The sequence below is a fragment of the Planctomicrobium aquicomposti genome (assembly GCF_051466325.1).
Taxonomy (GTDB): domain Bacteria; phylum Planctomycetota; class Planctomycetia; order Planctomycetales; family Planctomycetaceae; genus Planctomicrobium.
On the sequence record NZ_CP195792.1, the window covers coordinates 4,617,066 to 4,635,754 of the forward strand.

Sequence of the window (18,689 nt, forward strand, 5' to 3'; positions counted from 1 at the left end):
GCGATTTGAGGAATTTTCCTGCTAGAGGAATGGACCTCCTCAGCGACGGACACGGACTGTTCCAGTATGGCGGTCCCGTCGGTGAACGACAACAGGAACCGCCTCATCCCGCATTTTGACGGTTGATGGCCGCTGTCAGGAGAGTCCCTGTCTCGCAGTGAGGTCCCGAGCCTTTCAGCCTGCGCCAAGCTGCCTGCCCGGGCCTTGGAAAGAACCACCAATTCTAATCGAAGTCATGAATGGGCTGATCCACCAGTCGACGTCGCAGCGGATCGATACGATCACGCGGCTGTTTGAATCCGAAGGGGATGCGAATGCGGGCAAAGCCGCCGATCTGGCCGTCGTGCACGCGGTCGTAGGACGTCTCCAGGCCGAACTCGAGTCGCGATTGTGCTCCCAGCCACTCCAGATCATAGACCCTGAGCTCAACACGGGTCCGGGGTCCTCCAAACGATTCAAAGTTCGACGAATTGCCATCGAAGAAGTAGCCGCCCCAGAACCAGTAAACCTGATAGCAGTCGTTCCAGCCCCAGTGCAGGACCCGCTTGCCGACTTCCGCATCGAAGCCGCCATACGCCCGCTCCTGAAAGTTGTGGGCGATGATCGTGCCGTAGCTGGTGTTGTTCCGGACCGGAACGTTCTTGCTCGAAGAGGTCGGGAAGTACCCGTTCAAACGGAGATCCCAGTCCAGCGAGAGAAGCTCCACGCCGAGGGTCGCCTGATGAAATGTGTGGTCAAACTGTGAATTCAGTACGTCGTAGTAGACATAAGCACCGAAGATCCAGCGGGGATCGATAAAGCCACGATAGCCGAGACCAAAGTTTCCTTCTCCCCCGCCATCATCATCGAAGTAGCCGCGCACGTCGGCGAACACGAGCCGGTCTTCCTGCTGCCAGAAGGGCCAGAACAGCTCCGCTGTCCCCATGGCACGGTCGGTGTTCGCGCGACCGCCGAAGACTCCGAATGGCACAAACTTGCCATCGGGAACTGTTTCGCAATCGGAGAAGCCTCCCGGCTCCCAGGCCCCATTCAGACCATCGCAGAGGATACTGTCCGTCCCGTAGCTGGTCCCCGTGTCAACGAGTGCTGCGTCAAAGGCGGCAGTTTCGCCGGACCAGGGGGTGCTGTCGTGTTCTGTCGGAGTCTGATCGAACGTGGGCGTCAGGGTTTTCTGTTCGCTGATCGGCAAAGGTTTGGACGAAGAGGTATGCACCGCTCCAAAGTCGAGAGCCTCGGGAATCGGCGGCGGAATGCGGGGAATCTCCGGCATCGGCGCCATTTCAGGGGGGCGAACCGGTCGGCTTCCTTGGCTGGGTGGCAAGGTCGAGGGTGGGGCCAGATAACCGGCCTCCTCATACCCCGTCTGCATGATTTCCAGAAGTTCAGGATAGTTCCGGGGCTTCCAGCCACCGTCCACGGGCCGTGAGCCCCTGACGTCCTGAGCGGTTACGCCCCGGGCGGCAGTCAGCAGCAATACGGCGGCCACAACGAAGCGGCGCATGGTTCTGTCCCTGGAATTATGCAATTCGCACACTGCGAAATTGCGGACATCCTGTCTGTTGCAGAGTGGCCCCCTTCTCGGGCGGCTCTTCGCTCCGCAACTTGATTTTCCGGAACATTCTCTAAAGATTCGGCGGCAATGGGGTCAACAGGGCTGCCCCGACAACGCCCCCAAGGCCCCGGAGGAACGCAGTTTCTGCCGAAGTCGCCCCGGTAACCCGCGTGAAACGTGCCAGTCGTCGAGCCCGCGCTCCGGATTCTCCTACAGATGAATGGAGAGCCGCAGGCCGCTGCAACCTGCTTCAGAGAGCTCGTGGCGCCACCGCGCAGCATGAATTTCGCTGCACGAAAGCACGACTCCAGATGGCGACGACCGCGGATCGAAGGACAACAGCACTACCGAGAAACAGCACTACTGTCGGGCAGAAACCGCTTTTCTTCGCCCCGGAGGAACGACTCAATATCCCGAGCCAGCTCAAACTGCGAGACCCGCTGGGCAATCGCCTGGGCATCGCTGAGAGACATGTTCCGGATCAATTCCTTGATCGTCGGCAACGACTGGGGAGTCACGCTGATCTGCCTCAAGCCCATGCCGACGAGCAGTGGCACGAACTTCGGATCCGAGATCATCTGACCGCAGACCGTCACCGGGATCCCCGATTGCTCCGCTGCGTTGAAGACGCGCCGCAACAGCATCAGGATCGAGGGATCGGCGGGGTTATAGTACTTCGCGACCAGCGGGTCAGAGCGATCTGCCGCCAGCGTATACTGGATCAGGTCGTTCGTCCCAATGGAAAAGAAGTCCACTTCACGGGCGAATTCGTCAGCCATCAGCGCGGCGGAGGGGACCTCCACCATCATGCCGACCGGGAGATCGCCGTTGAACGGAATCCCCTGCTCTTCGAGATCTTCGCAGACATCGCGGAAGACCATCTTCGCCTGTCGCAGTTCACCCAGTGACGAGATCAGCGGGAACATCACCCGCACATCCCCTTCCGTCGCGACCCGCAGGATCGCGCGCAGCTGGGTCTTGAACAGTTCGACATATTCGAGACTGACACGGATACTGCGCAGCCCCAACTCCGGATTTTCGGCATCGCGGAAAACATGCCGCATGGCCCCCGGGATTTTGTCCGCGCCGAGATCCAGGGTGCGAATGATCACCGGCTTATCCGGGAAATTGCGGACCACCTGCAGATAGGCGTGGTAGTGGTCTTCCTCGGTCCGTTCCGAGTTCGCCCCCAGATACAGAAACTCGGTCCGGTAGAGGCCGATGCCGTCCGCCCCCCGGTTGGCACAGTGTTCGGCTTCCTCGGGAAACTCGATATTGCCGTACACGAAAATCCGTGTGCCGTCTTTGGTCGTGGCCGGTTCTTCGACGCGGGACTGCAGGTGTTCGGTCTTGGTCCGCTGCTGGGCCTGCATCGCCTGATAGCGGGCGAGAGTGGCCTCATCGGGGCCGACGATGACCCGTCCTTCGTTGCCGTCGACAATGACGCGCTCGCCCCCCGAAACATCCGACAGGAACGACCCAACGCCGACAACTCCCGGAATTTCGAGAGCCCCCGCGAGAATCGCGGTGTGACTGGTGCTCCCCCCGACTTCCGTCACGAATGCCTGAACAAAGCTCCTGTTCAGGTTCGCGGTTTCGCTGGGTGTAAGGTTGTGTGCCAAGACAATGACCGGGGCTGTGAGGTGGGTCAGTTCTTCACGCTGCTCGCCGAGCAGGCTGCGAAGCAAACTCCGTTCCAGGTCAAAAATGTCGTCGGCCCGTTCGGCGAGGTATTGGTTCCCCAGGTTCTGGAGTTCTTTGGCAAAACGCCGCAACACCTGAGCCGAGGCGTATTCGGGGGACTGATGGAGATCGCGAATCCGCTGTTCGATTTCCTGAATCAGCTTCGGATCGCGCAGAAACTGCAGATGAGCAGCAAAGATCGCGGAGTATTGCTTGCCCAGATGTTGCGCAGCGAGCGATTCGTTTGCTGAAATTTCGCGCGCCACGTTATCAATGGCGGCCCGCAGACGATGAATCTCTGATTCGGCGGCTTCAACGCTCACATAGTGCTGGGGAATACGAAAATCTTCCACCCCCAGCACAAAAGCCGGTCCGATGGCGATTCCCGGCGCGACGGCGATCCCATGTTTAATCTGCATCGGTTACCCTGGTTGAGCTTGCGCCCATTGTGAACGAAGAGAGCACCGATCTTCAACGCCACGACTCAAGCAGGTCACTCATCCCGGTTCACCGCGCAGTTCGACTCTGGAATGATGCCGTGGATCGATGAAGACCGAGTGCCGCGTCGCCGGGTCGGGGAGATCCCCAAATCAGTGCTCTCACAACCACGCCTGGAGCGGTCGGGATAGCTATTCTTCCGGCTCTGCTGTCAGGGAGAACAGTTGCTCCAGAGCATCCAGTACCCCTTCGGCCCCGTCGCCGTTTGCTTCCAGCACCAGTTCGGAACCGGGCACAGCCGCCAGCTGCACCAGATCGAACATCGAACTCGCGTCTGCCGTCCGGTTGCCGTAACGAATCCGCACCTGACCGTTGAATTTGCCGACAATTGCCACCACTTTCGAACAGGCCCGGATATGGAGCCCCTGCGAAAGATTGAGTTTGACAGTACGGCTGATCAACGTGGAACCACTCATTCGCGAATCACAGAGCTGGAGGACTTCCCTGAGTCAGCGAATCCCGCGCCGCGATGCGTTCGCCGGTCGCTGATTTCAGGGATCCGCAGTGTTAGGCCTGGCCTTCGTCCGCTTCCTTGAGCAGATCAACCACCTGGGTAATGGTTGTCGCCTGCTTCAGGAAGTTACAGAAGTCGTCATTCTTCAGATGCCGGGTAATTGTTTCCAGACCACGCAGGTGGTCGCCCGGACGATCGGGGGGCGAGATCAGCAGGAACAGAATATAGACATCCTCACCGTCGAGGCTTTCGAAATCCAGTCCATCGTGACAGATCGCCACGGTGGCAATGATCGATTCAGCGGAAGGATGTTTGGTATGGGGAACGGCCACGCCCCGGCCAATGCCGGTCGAACCCAGTTCTTCACGCTTCAGGATCGCCGAGATGATTGTCTCTTCGTCCGTTGCCCGGATCTTGCCGGCGTTCTTCAGACTGGCCACCATCTGACGGATTGCCGATTCCTTATTCTCGGCCTGCAGCGTCGGGAGAATCGCATCCGGTACCACGAACTCAGTGAGTCGCATTCGTCACTTCCTTATTCAGTCACTCGGCTCCGTAGCGAAAACGCCGCCGCTTGCGGAGGTCAGGGTATCAGCCGTTCAAAGCTTGACCAGTCAGGATCCGGACACGTCCAAATTTTGTCCAGGGTCGTCTGCTATCGGCAGCGAGCGGTCGTCTGCCGGTACAGGGGAATCAGGCTGTCGTCTCTTCAGAATCCAACCCGTCTGTCACCAGATCATTCATGGGCTTGTCGCGGCGGTGGTCCTGAACTTTTTCCTTATACTTCTTGATCTGCTGTTCCATCTTGGCCAGCGCCTGATCAAAGCACGCGTTCACGATTTCCCGACCACCTTCCTGGCTGGTGACGAAATCGTGCTTGTGTTCGGCGTCCACAAGAATTTCCACCTTGACCCGGTCACCCTCATAGTCCAGCGTCACACGAATCGCCGTCACCCGCTCGAAGTAGGTGAGCAGCTTCTGGGTTTTACGCGTGATGTATTCCTGAAATTCAGGACCGATCGAACCATGACGGCACGTGATCTCAACCTGCACTCGTCGTCTCCACTGGAGCGTCTACACCACCGGAACGTGCCGGTGTCTCTGTCATCGAAATTGAAACGAACCGATGATTCTACTGGACAGGGGTGCGACGTCAATTCCGCGCTGTTCTTTCTCAAATCGAATCCCCCAGACACGATACGATCGATACGATCTTACAGATTCGACAGCTTTCACTCCCCCGGCAATCGATCGGCTTCGGGAAAGCGGCTCCCATTCACTTCCCCTGTGACGGCGCGTGACTCTCCCGGGGAGCATCGTACAGAATCTCCAGACCCTGCCGATCGGTCATCCGCCCCCCCTTCAGCACCAGCCCTGAAAATGCCACCTTCAGCAAATGGGCCGTCGAAAAAATGCGCAGCTTCCGGGCCGACGTGATGACCGCTTCCCGGAGAATGACGAACTTCCCCTGCTGTTTGATCGCTTCCGAAAGATACTTTTCCTCCGCGGCGAAATATTTCGGATCAAATCCCCCCGTCGCCTCGAATGTCTTCCGCAGGACAAAGATATTGCAGCCCGCGGCCCACTGGCAGACACGCAGCCACAGAAAGGAAAACGCTGACGCCAGCACTGTCTGAAACCACGTCAGCGGCGCATCGAAACGGACCGAGCCGCCTCCCCCGACCGCGCCGTTCCGCAGAGCCTGCCGCGCTGCAGCCAGGGTCTCTTTCGGCAGCAGCGTGTCGGCATCGAGGAAATAGAGCACTTCCCCTTGTGCAACTGCCGCCCCCGCATTCCGCACCGCACCGATATTGTGCAGTTCGACAGAGACCAGCCGCGCTCCCTCACTCGTGGCGACCCGAGCTGTCTGGTCGGTTGAGCCATCGTCCACCACGATGATCTCATACGTGATGCCATTCCCTGTGGCGGCTTCACGAATCGCGGCGAGGGTCTGCGCGAGGAGCAGTTCTTCGTTCCGGGCGGGAATGATGAACGAAAACTCCGGGGCTGCATCCGACACGGTCACGATTTCTGGTCCTGCCCGCGCGTGGGAGTCGTGGACGGTCCCTGGTGGGCGGAAGTCGCCCCCGGTCGTGTCTCGGATGGGTCTTTCGGGACCAGCCAGATGTTTCGAAACTCGACCGGCGAATTGTGATCCTGCAGTTTCGTCGGCAGGGGGAGAGGGCCTTCCGGGGAGCCGTTTCCGGTCTTGTTAAACAGCACCGCCCCCTGATGGATCGGCACTCCATTGTGCCAGACACTGATCTTCATATCCGCGATCTTCTTCCCGTGGTCATCGAACTTCGCGCTGCTGAAGTCGATGTCATACGTCTGCCAGCGATAAGGGGGATAGCACATGTTGATTCGCGGCGGGAGTGTCCGGTACAGCGAACCGCATTCATTGAAGATGGCAGGCCGACCGAATGATTCCAGAATCTGCAACTCGTACCGGCTCTGCAGATAGACACCGCTGTTCCCCCGATTCTGCCCGGACAGATGCGGCACAAAGGGAATCCGGAATTCCAGATGCAGCCGGCAATCCCCATAAGCATCCCGGGTGATGGTCCCCGCCAGCAGATCGCGGTCCGGTGTCAACTTCGCATCGACGAGAAGTTCCGGAGTCCGGCCATCGAACAGGATAATGGCGTCGCGAGGGGGTCGCAGACCTTCCGTCGGACTGACGCGGTCCACTTTCTTCAGCTCGCCCGCGGGCCGCCCATCGCGGGTGAAGACCGATGCCGTTTTGCCGTCCACAACAATTTCGTAATCGTCCGCCACGAGACGGACTGTCTCGCCCTCGCGTTGACCGACATAGTCAAACCGTTCTCCCCCCTGCCAGCCTTGCCCCGGCAGTCCACCGTAGAACTTCACAGCGGCAAACTCACCGGGCGTCGGGCAGAAGACCTGCAACGCAACCGGCTCACTGCTGCGGGAGGAGGGACGTGAGCGCTGCCAGCCCCGGTATTCCCCCTGGAGGAAATAATCCAGATTCCCTTCCACAGGCACCGGCTGAAACGGTTCTTTTTTTGGCTTGGGGGCCTTGGGGGTCGGCTTGGCGGCGGGCTGGGCAGAATTCCCGGCTGGTGGATCTTCGGCCGCCAACGCCGACGATGTCACCCACGTGACGACCGCCAGGGCCAGAGTGACGGGGAAGAACCGACGGGAAGATCGAAAAACACAGGAACAGCTCATTCGGCATTCCACATCAGATTGAGGTCGCCTGGACACCGGTCGCTCCACGGGAGGACCGGTTACACGTCATGGCCTCCTGCCGATCGCAGTGACCGGTAAGACATGATCCCTTCTGAAAGCAGGAATCGTGTCGACCGGTCAGTAAGAAAACGTCCGCCTGCGGCGGGGAGATTTATTTCAATTCAAATTGCCCTGACTGCCAAGTCCACCCCTGCAATTTGATGGCTAATGATCAAAAACTCAGGAAAATCGGCAAAACGCCAGTTTCCACCGCTGCAATCGTTCACATCGATTCGGAATTTTCGCCGTCGCTCCCCTGATTCGGCCACTCCATATGAAAACAGGTTCCGACCTCGATCTGACTGGCCACGGAGATTGTCCCGCCATGCTCGGTCAAAATTTTCTGACTGACCGCCAGTCCCAGACCGGTCCCCTTGGAGCCCTTGCTGGACTCAAAGAGCTGAAACAGGCGTGGAATCGCTGCCTCTTCAATCCCCAGACCATTGTCTTCGACCTCCACCCAGAGATGGTCCAGCTCCGGGTGGAATCCGTAGCGGACCTCAACGCGCGGCGACTCCCGTCCTTCCACCGCGTCGATCGCGTTGGCCACCAGATTGAGAATCGCCCGGTGCATCCCTTCCGGATCGAAGTAAGCCGCGGGCACCGGCGACACTTCGCGCAGCTGGAGCTGCGCGCCTGTGGCTTCAGCGCGTGACTGCATCAGTTCGAGAATTTCGTCCAGCAACTTGCGCAGGTCGGCCTTGCGAAGTTGCGGTCGCCGCTCCTTGCTGAAGGTCAGCATGTCCATCACCAGATCATAGATTCGCGACTGGTTTCGATCGACAACACCCCAGCCCTTGCGGATCAGATCCTCGTTCTTGTCCCGCAGGCCCATGTCGATCAGATAGCCGCCGCCTTTGATCCCCTGCAGAATGTTCTTGATGTGGTGATTCAGAATCGCCACCGTCTGGCCGACCGCAGCCAGTCGCTCTGCAGTCACCAGCGATTCCTGATAACGCTGATTTTCGATCGCCAGCGCCGACTGTCGACCAATGGCCAGCAACAACCGCAACAGCTGGTCGTTGAACTGGCTATGTGCATTCGACGTCAGGACGGCGGGGCGGGCGGTGCTGGTGGTGTCGACATAGATGACCCCCATCAGCTCATAGCGTCCCTGCATCGGCACGCACATCGCTTCCCGAATTCCGGATTTCACAATGCTCTGACCGGCATCGAAACGACTGTCATGCTGAGCATCGGAGGTGCGAACCCCCTGCCCCTTCTGAATCACGTACTCCACAATGCTGGTCGAGATCGGCATCCGTTCATTCACATTGATGCCCGGAACGTGGCAGACCACGCGCGGCTCGATGCGGTCGGTCTTGGAGTCGGTGACCAGCATGCAGCCCCGGTCAGCGCCGACGGCCCGCAGCGTCAGATCCAGAATTCGCCGGAGCAGCTCGTCCAGAGACGTGGATGGCCGAACGGCCTCTTCCGTGATCTGATAGAGCAACTGGAGGTTCGCACCCGCCTGCGCCCAGCTCGCGAATGACTCCGATTCGATCGGCGGAGCCTTGCCGACGATTCGCGACTGGTCATCCGCAGAGGAGCGGGCCACGAGGCTGATCTGCTCGACCGCCGAGCTTTCCGCCGGTTCGCGATCGAGCGTGAACAGCAGAATCGTGCGGCCGATCTGGATCTGGTCCCCCGGCTGCAGCCGGGCCTCCAGCGCCGGCTGACCATTCAGATAGGTGCCGTTCGCGCTGCGCAGATCGACGAAGTGCCAGCTGTCCCCTTCGGGGAAGATTTTGATATGTCGACGGGAGACTTCGGTGTCGAGCACACGAATCTCGTTCTGGGCGCCCCGTCCGACGTAAATCGCATCGGCCGCCAGTTCATGTCGCCGCCCCTGATCTGGCCCCTGAATGACCAGTAACGTCGCTTCCAGCACGGAATGTTTCCGGATTCTAGGGCAGGTTGCTCGTTCCAGTGTCAGCGCTGCGATTGATGAAAAACGCGCAGCGGCGTGGCGAGAACGGGTCAATCCAAAGTCAAATTGGTCGCAGGGTTCCCGTTCCCGGCAGGGAATCCCCGGGGATCAAGTGACGACCGGGTCCGTTACTTCCAGTATTTCTGCGTGACCCACCAGATGGTGGCCGGCGCACTCAGGACAACCAGGTAAGGCAGATAGCCGATAAACGCCGGCAATGTGGCTTTCATCGGCGCGGACAGCATCGCCGGGAACATCGGGACCACGACACTCCAGCACATGAACAGCAGCCCCATCTGCTTCCGGGACTTCTGTTCTTCGGGCGTGAGCGAGGCAAAGCTCGCCCCGGCCTGACTGACTTTCGCGGGTTTGCCGGCATCTGCTTTGGCGGCCGGCTTGGCCCCCCCTTTGGCAGCAGGTTTGGCCCCACCCTTGGCCGGTGTGGCAGCGGGAGCTTTCACCTTGGCCTCGTCCCGCATCCCCGGAGCGTAGTACTGGGTGATCGCCTGATTGATGGCCCGCGGCGCAGCGATGATCGGTCGCACGGGAACGTCGTAACGCAGACGCAGTTCGTCTTCGAGTTCATGTTCCGGCTGATCGACGCAGGCCACGAGCAACTGGCCGTCATCAATAAACAGGGGAATGAAAGAGTGCGCCTTCACCAGCGCACGGGGCACGAGATCAAGAACGTTGTCCTCCGGAATCATGTCTTCCAGATCGACGTAGGAATATCCCAGCTGCACCGCCAGAGCCCGCGCGGCCTTCACCGGATCGACCAGTTTCATCTGAACGACGGCATCACGATGGCTGAGCCCACGGCGATCCGCGAAGACTTCTGCCTCCCGTTTCTGGTCGCGAGAGATGTCCCCCTGCCGGGTCAGAACGTCGAGAATCGGCTGTCGTCCAAAGTCATCCCGTTCGGCCGGGAACTCACGACCGAGAGTTTCATCATAATCCCGCTTCCGGTCCGGATCAGTGAGGCAGAGCATGGCCTTGGCCATCTCGTTCAACAGTTCCTGCGACTGCACGGAATACTGGCCGGTCGCATACTTGCGAACGTGAGCGTTCAACTTCTTGTAGTGCGCCCGCACTTTGTCGGGGTCATCTTCAAAGCGTTTGACCCGCAGCAACTCGTAGTGATCCGGCGGACGAGGGCCTTCCGGGATGCCCAGCCATTCCTTGTAAAAATCCATTGCAGAACCACTCTTGTCGAATGCCAGTGGAAAAACTGTCCGGCAGCTGCTCAATGCCGGACACCAGCTCAGTCAGGCGGACAGACGGGTCAGGCTATTCCACCGAGTACTCGCTGGCCAGGACTTCCAGACTGTCCAGGTTGTCATTCGTCAGTCCCGAGTCCCGTACAATCTCCGCCTTGGCTTCACTGTGCGAGGTCAGTTCACGGGCCCGGGCGTGAATCCGGCCGTTCTTGTCGTACAGATACGTCACTTCCACCGGGCTTCCCTTCGGCAGATTGTCGGGCAGTCCGGTAATGCGGAAGTCTCCGATCGTCGTACAGGCATCGGGATCGGTTGCATCCCCTTCCAGCACGCAGATATGAATCCGCTGCTGGTTCGGAGCGTTGGTGACGAACTTCTGTGACACTTCGAAGGGAATCGAAGTGTTCTTCGGAATCATGATGTGATTGATCTTCCGAGTCTTATTGTTCGGGTCGGTGATCTTGATTCCCAGTGAATGGGAATTCACATCGCTGGCCACCACGGATTTCAGCCGGTTCGACACCGCCTGAGCGAGGTGGCTGGCCCCGCCGGTCGCCTTGCTTTCCAGAATTGCGGCATGAATGGCGGCTCCCTGCGCGACCGCTTCTTCCGGAGTCACATCGCGGGTCGGAACCTTGCCGGTGACTTCGCGCAGCATGGTTTCGACCACGGGCATGTAGGTCGAGCCCCCCACGAGCACCACTTCGTCGAGTTCTCCCTTGCCGACCCCGGCCTGCTGCATCACCAGCTCGGTGGTATCGCGGGTCCGCTGCATGAGATCCCCGGTCAGACGCTCGAAGTCACCGCGGGTGAGCGCCACCGCCAGGTTCTTCCCTTTGTAATACGCGTTGATCGACATCTGAGCCTTCAGGCTCAGCTCGCGTTTGGCTTCTTCGCAGTCCTGCGTCAGTTGCATCATGGTTTCGGGATCTTCACGCGGATCCTCACCATGCTTTTTGTGGAACTGCTCGGCGATGTAGTCCACGATGCGGCGGCTCCAGTCGAGCCCCCCGAGCATCACATCGCCGTCGGTCGCCAGCACCTTGAAGTTGTTGGCTGTGTAACGGACCACGGTGACGTCGAAGGTTCCCCCGCCGAGGTCGTACACCATGATGGTCCGTTCCCCCTTGAACGCATCGGGACGTCCCAGCTGCCCTTTCTGCCAGGCCACCGCCAGGGTCGCGGCAGTTGGCTCGTTAATAATGTCGATCACATTCAGGCCGGCAATCTGCCCGGCGTCCTGCGTCGCCTTGCGGCGGACGTCATTGAAGTAATAGGGGACCGTGATGACCGCATTGGCCACGGGGCCCATGACCTTTTCCGCATCCTGCTTCAGCTTTTTGAGAATCAGAGCCGAGATGAATTCCGGCGTAAACTTCTTCCCCTGATAGACCACGAAGAAGTCTTTGTTCCCCATCTGGCGCTTGATCGCTTCCACGATGTTGCGTGGATTTTCGAGTGCCATTCGGTCACGGGTCGGCCCGACGATGATCTTGCCATCTTCACCCAGAATCACCACTGAGGGTGTAATCGTTTTCCCGTCGGCATTGGGAATCGCGATTGGCTCGCCTTGAGGGTTCAGCTGGGCAATGGTGGAGTAAGTGGTTCCCAGATCGACGCCAACAGTCTGCCCTTCAAGAATCTTCATGAGTCTCCCCGGTTGATCTGGCCACGGAATGCGGCCGCCTGCTGCAAGTACGATTTCCGCTACGACTGATCATTCATCCCGACTTCACCCGCGTAAGCAATTAGTGAAGGGGATTCTGCTGCTGGATGTGCTTGGATTCGCTATTCTGTCGCTGCCCCATAACGGATTTCAAGCCACTCGCCTACGATTGATTTGAGAACCGGTGCAATCCAACCGATCCTCCCATCCCAATCGCTCGGCGAATGCCGGAAATGGGTGTCAATTTTCATAAACCATCGAGCAGTGATTCGATTCCGTCGAAGTGATGAGTCCGCTAGCATTGCAGCAGCGGGGTTTCAGTGGACAGGGTGCCAGCACCGTGTCTCTGGGACATGATCACGTCTGCCTACAATACTTGTCGAGCCGCCGTTTTGGCTCGGCAACCAACCTCCTTGAGCAGCAAGGTCTTAAACGTGCCCACGACCAACTCCGCAAGAACCAACTCCGCCAGTCCCGCGACTCCTTCCTCCACCCGTCGCGATTTCCTGAAGACCGGCGCCGCCGCCAGCGTCACAGGCACACTCCTGGCCAACTTTGATGGCGTTGCCAAAGCCTTCGCCGATGGAAACGAGACCATCCGCGTTGGTCTGGTCGGCTGCGGCGGCCGCGGCTCGGGGGCTGCCTACCAGGCCCTGATGGCCGATCCTTACGCCAAACTCGTCGCCGTCGGAGATGCCTATCCCGAGCCGATCGCGAGCTGCCTGAAAACGCTGGGAGCGAGCAAAAAAGTTGAAGGGCGGGTCACAGTCGATCCGGAACAGCAACACTCCGGCCTTGATGCCTACAAAAAAGTGATCGACGCCTGCGACGTCGTGCTGCTCGCCTCCCCCCCGGGATTCCGGCCGGAGCATCTGGCCTACGCCGTGGAGAAAGGAAAGCACATCTTCTGCGAAAAACCGATGGCCACCGACGCCCCGGGACTGCGGTCGGTCATGGAATCGGTGAAAGTCGCCAAAGCGAAAAAGCTGGCCCTGGTCGCCGGTTTCTGCTGGCGCTATGACCTGCCCCGTCGCGAGTTCTTCAAGCGGGTACTCGACGGAGCCGCCGGTGATGTCGTGGCCGCCTACGGCACCTACCTGACCAGTCCCGTCAAACCGATGCCCGCCGCCGACACCCGTCCGGCCGGAATCACAGACGTCGATTGGATGGTCCGCAACTGGTACAACTTCTGTTGGCTCTCCGGAGACGGCCTCGTTGAACAGGCTGTGCATACCGTCGACTGGCTCGCCTGGGCCAAAGGGGATCAGACCCCGGTCAGCTGTGTCGGCATCGGCGGTCGTCAGATTCCCGCCAAGGGGGGAGACATCTACGACCACGTGGAAGTCAACTACCTCTGGGGAGACGGGACCCGCAGCTTCATTGCCCAGCGGCAGATTGCCGGATGTGCGGGGGACAACAGCCTGTACCTGTTTGGCACCAAAGGTCAGGGAACGATCGGCGGCCGGGAAATCACCCTGGCTGGGGAAACGATCTCCTCCGGCGGTCGCAAAGGTTCGAACCCGAATATGTATCAGGTCGAACACGATGAGCTCTTCGAATCGATCCGCAGCGGCAATCCGATCAACGATGGAGACCGGATGTGCAACAGCACGCTGATGGGCTTGATGGGCCGGATGTCGGCCTATACCGGCAAAGTCATTACCGCGGAAATGGCACTGAACTCCGAGGAGAAGCTGGTGCCAGACAATCTTACCTGGGAGACGCCGGTCACATTCCGGAGTCCGCCGCTCCCCGGCCTCACTCCCTTCATCTAAGGCTCGATGCGCTCAGATGTCCTATCCCAGAGTTTCCACGCTCAAGACAGCAGAACAGTTCCGTGCCTATCTCACCTCGCTGGGAGTCGAACTCCCCTTTGACGATGTGCTGCAGAGCGACGAGGCAGCCCCTCTCGCGCAGCCGATTGCGCATCGCGGCGGAGTAATTGGCAATCGATTCTGCATCTTGCCTATGGAAGGCTGGGACGGGACAACCGACGGACGCCCGACCGAGTTGACTCAGCGCCGCTGGGTCAACTTCGGTTTGAGCGGCGCCAAGCTGATCTGGGGGGGCGAAGCGGTCGCTGTCCGACAGGATGGCCGCGCCAATCCAAATCAGTTGATGATGAATGAAAGCACTCTCGCCGACATCATCGGCCTGCGCGAAGTGCTTGAAAAAGCCCACCTCGAACAGTTCGGCCGGACCGACGACTTGCTGGTCGGGCTCCAGTTGACCCACTCCGGACGCTTCGCCCGTCCCAATCAGAAATCTCGTCCGGAACCACGCATCGCCTATCGACACCCGGTTCTCGACCGGCGCCTGGGAATTACCGATGACAAGCCCATCTTCACTGACGACGAGCTGTCACGGCTGATCGAAGATTTCATCCAGGCAGCTGTCCTGGCTCAGAAGGCCGGATACCGCTTCGTCGACATCAAGCACTGTCACGGCTATCTCGGCCACGAGATTCTCTCCGGCTTTGATCGTCCCGGGATGTTCGGGGGCAGCTTCGAAAACCGCACCCGTTTCCTCCGCGAAATCGTTTCCGGAATTCATGCTGCCGCACCGGGGCTGGAAATCGGTGTCCGCGTCAGCGTGTTCGACTACACCCCCTACGAACCGGGGCCTGACCGCATCGGCGTCCCCTCCGCCAGTGCCCCCTACCGCTGTGCTTTCGGCGGCGACGGGACGGGCGTCGGCATCGACCTCACCGAGCCCCGAAAGTTCCTGCAGCTGCTCGAAGAACTCGACATTCGACTGGTCTGCGTCTCGGTCGGCAGCCCCTATTACAACCCCCATATCCAACGTCCGGCGATCTTCCCCCCTTCCGACGGTTATCTCCCTCCAGAAGATCCGCTGGTCGGTGTGGCTCGTCAGATCAAGGTGACTGGAGACCTGAAACGAGAGTTCCCGAACCTGCTGATTACCGGCTCGGGGTATTCGTATCTGCAGGAATGGCTCCCGAACGTGGGGCAGAAGGCGGTCGCCGCAGGCGATGTCGACTTTGTGGGACTGGGCCGGATGGTCCTTTCCTATCCCGAATTGCCGGCCGACGTCATCGCCGGGAAGACGATGGCCCGCAAGAAAATCTGCCGGACGTTCAGCGACTGCACCACCGCCCCGCGGAATGGAATCGTCTCCGGCTGCTATCCGCTCGATCCGTTTTACAAGGCGATGCCTGAACGAGAACAGCTGCTGGCGATCAAACAGGCGATGGAATAACGGCTCTCCCGCAGCCCGGGCACGCTTCCACGAAGCGGTCCCGGAACGATTCGGTTCCTAAGGGAGTCGGCCTGCTCGACAGAGATTTAAAAGATTGCCCCGCTCCATGCACTTCCCTGCTGCTGATGAGCCGATCGTTGAACTCGGAAAAGGGCGCTTCCTGCAACTGCTGAGCCGGGGAGGCTGGGAGTTCGCGGATCGGATTCGAGGCACCGGCGTCGTTGCGATCGTCGCCGTCACCGACAAAGACGAACTGGTCCTGACCCGGCAGTTCCGCCCCGCCATCGGGAAGCAGGTAATCGACCTGCCTGCCGGTCTTGTCGGCGACACGCCCGGATCGGAATCCGAGCCCTTCGAAGCCGCAGCCCGTCGCGAGCTGCTGGAAGAGACCGGCTACGAAGCCGGAATCCTCGAAACTGTCTTTACGGGCCCCTCCTCCGCCGGGTTGTCGACGGAGATGATCACCTTCTTCCGCGCCGATCAGGTCCGGAAAGTCGGCGCCGGGGGTGGAGACGAGTCGGAGTCGATCACTGTTCTGGTCGTCCCGCGGGCAGAACTGCGGGACTGGCTGCGGGGACACGAGAACCCATCCGAGTGCATTGATCCCAAAGTCTATGCCGCTCTGGGAATACTGGGGTCGTGAGACCGATTCCGGTGGGTCAATGCGTGGTGAATCACAGCAGTCGACTCACCATGTGAGGCGGCAAGAACTGAAGGCAAAAGGCCCGAATCCGGGCAGATTGCAGCAAATCGAGCCCCGTTCCCCCAAAAATGTGACACCGGTTGCCTCTCCAAATCCGAGAAAGTGCGGGTCCTCCTGATCCTCACGACTGGACCTGACGAAAAGATCTCAACCGTTGAACCTTGCAGGGTTTCCAGCCGCTTTCCGCGGTCGGAGCTGAGATGCGGAGAACTGGAAGTGAGTTTCCCCGCCGTTTCCGGTGGCCGACTTCTCCCAATTCAGCCTTTTCCCGGCAGGTGTCAGCGGATTACCATTCGCGGTAATGCAGGTTTTGCGGCGGTGGGTCGCTGCAGGCCAGCCTGATCCTATTGAGATCAAACGGTTCCCGACGTCTCACCGTCGTCGTCGAACCTGTACGGTTTGGGGAATACGGTGAGTTGCCAAAATCGGAGTTTGAGGATTATGCCTAGTCAAGATGAGATTTTCGGGACAGTGCAGGAAGTGCTTGTGGAGGCACTGGGAGTGGATGACGACGAAGTCACCCGCGAAGCGACCCTGATCGGCGACCTGGGTGCAGAGTCGATCGACTTTCTGGATATCGTCTTCCGCCTGGAAAAGGCATTCGACATCAAGATCCCCCGCGCGGAACTGTTCCCTGAAAACCTCGGCTCCGCCGATTCGGGCTACATCGCCGACGGCAAGGTGACCGCTGCCGGGATCGAAGAATTCCGCAAGCGCCTCCCCTACGCCAACATCGACAAGCTGGCAGCGAATCCCAAGGTGGAAAACATCTCCGACCTGTACACGGTCGACATGATCTGCAAATTCATCGGTGCCAAGCTCGGCTAGTGCTGACGGGTTGTTCCGGCCTGTGCACCGCAGTGGAGCGTGTGCAGAAGCAGGGAACGACCGGCACTCCGTTTCATCCGGAGCCGGAAAAATCATTCCCCCCGCAATCAGGGAGGCCATCACCGACGGCCTTCACGAAGGCGGTCAGCTCCGGAGTTCGGGATTCGCCGTTGAGTTGCTGACGTAAATCATCGCCCGTTCCGTCACCTGGCGGAACGGGCCTGCTGAAACACCAAGACCCTCTCGTCAGTCTGTGGTGAGAGTTCATCACCCGCCGCCAAGCCGGTCGGTGATTCACGGAAAGACCCATGCGCTGGTTCTGGATCGATCGATTTCTGGAGTTTGAAAGCGGCAAGCAGGCCCGCGCCGTGAAGAATGTCTCTCTTTCCGAAGAGCACCTTCACGACCACTTCCCCGGTTTTCCGGTGATGCCCTGCTCACTGATCATGGAAGGCATGGCGCAGACCGGCGGCATCCTGCTGGGGGAATCCCACAACTTCAAATACCTGGTGTTCCTCGCCAAGATTCCCAAGTTCGTTTCCCACCGCAGTGCGCGACCGGGCGACCAGCTGATCTACACCGCGCAGCTGCAGGAATCACGGGAGGAGGGGGGAATGACGACCGTCACCGCCCACTGCCAGGACGAACTGGTGGCCGAGGCGGAGATCGTCTTTTCGCATCTCACCGAGGCACAGGCGGGAATTCCCGCCAATGTCAGCCAGAAAAACGTCGTCCAGGTGGCACTGGCCGAGATTCTCTCCACGGTCAAAAATTCGACCTCTGCCTGAGTATTCCACGGTCGGACGCCGACCACGTTCGACCGGGTTCTGTGACGCATGGCTGAATCGACACGAGTGCTGATCACGCTGTGCACCTATAACGAACGTGAAAATCTCGAACTGCTGATTCCCGAGATCTTCCGCTACGTCCCGCACGCTGACCTGCTGATCGTGGATGACAATTCTCCCGACGGCACTGGCCGGTACGCTGCCGAACTGGCGCGGGATAATCCGCGGATCCATCTGCTGCAACGGCCGGGAAAACTCGGCCTCGGAACAGCCACGATGGCCGCCTTCGACTTCGCCCTGAAGCACGACTATACGTTCGTGATCAATCTGGATGCCGACTTCTCGCATCCCCCCCGGTTTCTGCCGGCTCTGCTGGCTGCCTCAGAGAACTTCGACGTCGTGATCGGCTCCCGGTATGTGCCGGGGGGAACGGTTGTCGGCTGGGGACCGCGACGCCACTTCATGAGTCGCGGCATCAATCTCTACGCGCGACTCATGCTCGGGCTACACACCCGTGACAACAGCGGCAGCTTCCGTTGCTATCGGGTCAGCAAGCTCCGCGAGGTCGACTGGTCGCAAGCCAAGGCGAAAGGCTATGCCGTCCAGGAAGAGATCCTGTATCGCCTCCGCTGCGTCGGCGCGACCTTCTGCGAAGTTCCCATCGACTTCGAGGAACGGCGGTTCGGGCAGACCAAGATCAACTGGAAAGAAGCGGTCTCCGCGGGCTGGGTCCTGTTGCGGCTGCGACTGCTGAAGTAACAGGGTGGAGCCGTATTCTCGTTCCCGTCTCCGCTCATTTCTCTCGATGAGCGGCGAAGCTCTGCGGGGCGAGAACTCGCAGTGCTGAAATCAGATCGCCCCCTCAGAACCTGTCGCCAGCGCGGGCGAGACAACGGACG

At 59.7% G+C, this 18,689-nt stretch carries 16 protein-coding genes; 6 read left to right on the forward strand and 10 right to left on the reverse strand.

Going from position 1 to position 18,689, the window contains the following annotated elements; translation table 11 throughout:
* Positions 1-223: 223 nt before the first annotated feature.
* The 10 genes from SH664x_RS17770 to SH664x_RS17815 all read right to left on the reverse strand — a co-directional run bounded on the left by SH664x_RS17770 (position 224) and on the right by SH664x_RS17815 (position 12,234).
* Positions 224-1,501, reverse strand: coding sequence for an inverse autotransporter beta domain-containing protein (locus SH664x_RS17770; RefSeq protein WP_437203158.1), 1,278 nt, complete (start codon positions 1,499-1,501; stop codon positions 224-226).
* A gap of 395 nt (positions 1,502-1,896) precedes the next feature.
* Positions 1,897-3,654 (reverse strand): phosphoenolpyruvate--protein phosphotransferase, encoded by a 1,758-nt coding sequence (gene ptsP / locus SH664x_RS17775; RefSeq protein ID WP_437203159.1) that lies wholly within the window; start codon positions 3,652-3,654, stop codon positions 1,897-1,899.
* A gap of 210 nt (positions 3,655-3,864) precedes the next feature.
* The gene (locus tag SH664x_RS17780; protein ID WP_437203161.1) at positions 3,865-4,149 is read right to left on the reverse strand and encodes an HPr family phosphocarrier protein; all 285 of its coding nucleotides are present in this window, start codon (positions 4,147-4,149) and stop codon (positions 3,865-3,867) included.
* Positions 4,150-4,240: 91 nt separating this feature from the next.
* Positions 4,241-4,711, reverse strand: a complete 471-nt coding sequence (locus tag SH664x_RS17785; RefSeq protein WP_437203163.1) for a PTS sugar transporter subunit IIA — start codon at positions 4,709-4,711, stop codon at positions 4,241-4,243.
* A 169-nt stretch (positions 4,712-4,880) separates the two neighbouring features.
* Positions 4,881-5,240 carry a ribosome hibernation-promoting factor, HPF/YfiA family gene (gene hpf / locus SH664x_RS17790; RefSeq protein WP_437203164.1) on the reverse strand — a complete coding sequence of 120 codons (360 nt, stop codon included), beginning with the start codon at positions 5,238-5,240 and terminating at the stop codon, positions 4,881-4,883.
* A gap of 223 nt (positions 5,241-5,463) precedes the next feature.
* Positions 5,464-6,207: a glycosyltransferase gene (locus SH664x_RS17795; protein ID WP_437203166.1), complete on the reverse strand. Its 744-nt coding sequence runs from the start codon at positions 6,205-6,207 to the stop codon at positions 5,464-5,466.
* 2 nt (positions 6,208-6,209) lie between these two features.
* Positions 6,210-7,379, reverse strand: a complete 1,170-nt coding sequence (locus tag SH664x_RS17800; RefSeq protein ID WP_437203168.1) for a 3-keto-disaccharide hydrolase — start codon at positions 7,377-7,379, stop codon at positions 6,210-6,212.
* Positions 7,380-7,662: 283 nt separating this feature from the next.
* Entirely contained in the window at positions 7,663-9,330 is a 1,668-nt protein-coding gene (locus tag SH664x_RS17805) for an ATP-binding protein (RefSeq protein WP_437203170.1), read from the reverse strand.
* Positions 9,331-9,497: 167 nt separating this feature from the next.
* A complete protein-coding gene (locus tag SH664x_RS17810; protein ID WP_437203171.1) occupies positions 9,498-10,562 on the reverse strand; it encodes a hypothetical protein in 1,065 nt (354 codons plus the stop codon).
* A 94-nt stretch (positions 10,563-10,656) separates the two neighbouring features.
* A complete protein-coding gene (locus tag SH664x_RS17815) occupies positions 10,657-12,234 on the reverse strand; it encodes an Hsp70 family protein (RefSeq protein ID WP_437203173.1) in 1,578 nt (525 codons plus the stop codon).
* A 452-nt stretch (positions 12,235-12,686) separates the two neighbouring features.
* On the opposite strand from SH664x_RS17815, the gene SH664x_RS17820 reads away from it, so the two are divergent.
* The 6 genes from SH664x_RS17820 to SH664x_RS17845 all read left to right on the forward strand — a co-directional run bounded on the left by SH664x_RS17820 (position 12,687) and on the right by SH664x_RS17845 (position 18,549).
* The gene (locus SH664x_RS17820; RefSeq protein ID WP_437203174.1) at positions 12,687-14,027 is read left to right on the forward strand and encodes a Gfo/Idh/MocA family protein; all 1,341 of its coding nucleotides are present in this window, start codon (positions 12,687-12,689) and stop codon (positions 14,025-14,027) included.
* Positions 14,028-14,043: 16 nt separating this feature from the next.
* Complete coding sequence (locus SH664x_RS17825) at positions 14,044-15,471, forward strand: NADH:flavin oxidoreductase (protein ID WP_437203175.1); 1,428 nt, start codon at positions 14,044-14,046, stop codon at positions 15,469-15,471.
* A 106-nt stretch (positions 15,472-15,577) separates the two neighbouring features.
* Entirely contained in the window at positions 15,578-16,114 is a 537-nt protein-coding gene (locus tag SH664x_RS17830; protein ID WP_437203177.1) for an NUDIX hydrolase, read from the forward strand.
* Positions 16,115-16,615: 501 nt separating this feature from the next.
* A complete protein-coding gene (locus SH664x_RS17835; RefSeq protein WP_437203179.1) occupies positions 16,616-17,002 on the forward strand; it encodes an acyl carrier protein in 387 nt (128 codons plus the stop codon).
* A 308-nt stretch (positions 17,003-17,310) separates the two neighbouring features.
* Positions 17,311-17,790 (forward strand): 3-hydroxyacyl-ACP dehydratase FabZ family protein, encoded by a 480-nt coding sequence (locus SH664x_RS17840; RefSeq protein ID WP_437203181.1) that lies wholly within the window; start codon positions 17,311-17,313, stop codon positions 17,788-17,790.
* Between the two features lie 48 nt (positions 17,791-17,838).
* Entirely contained in the window at positions 17,839-18,549 is a 711-nt protein-coding gene (locus tag SH664x_RS17845) for a polyprenol monophosphomannose synthase (protein ID WP_437203183.1), read from the forward strand.
* The last annotated feature ends 140 nt before the right edge of the window (positions 18,550-18,689 follow it).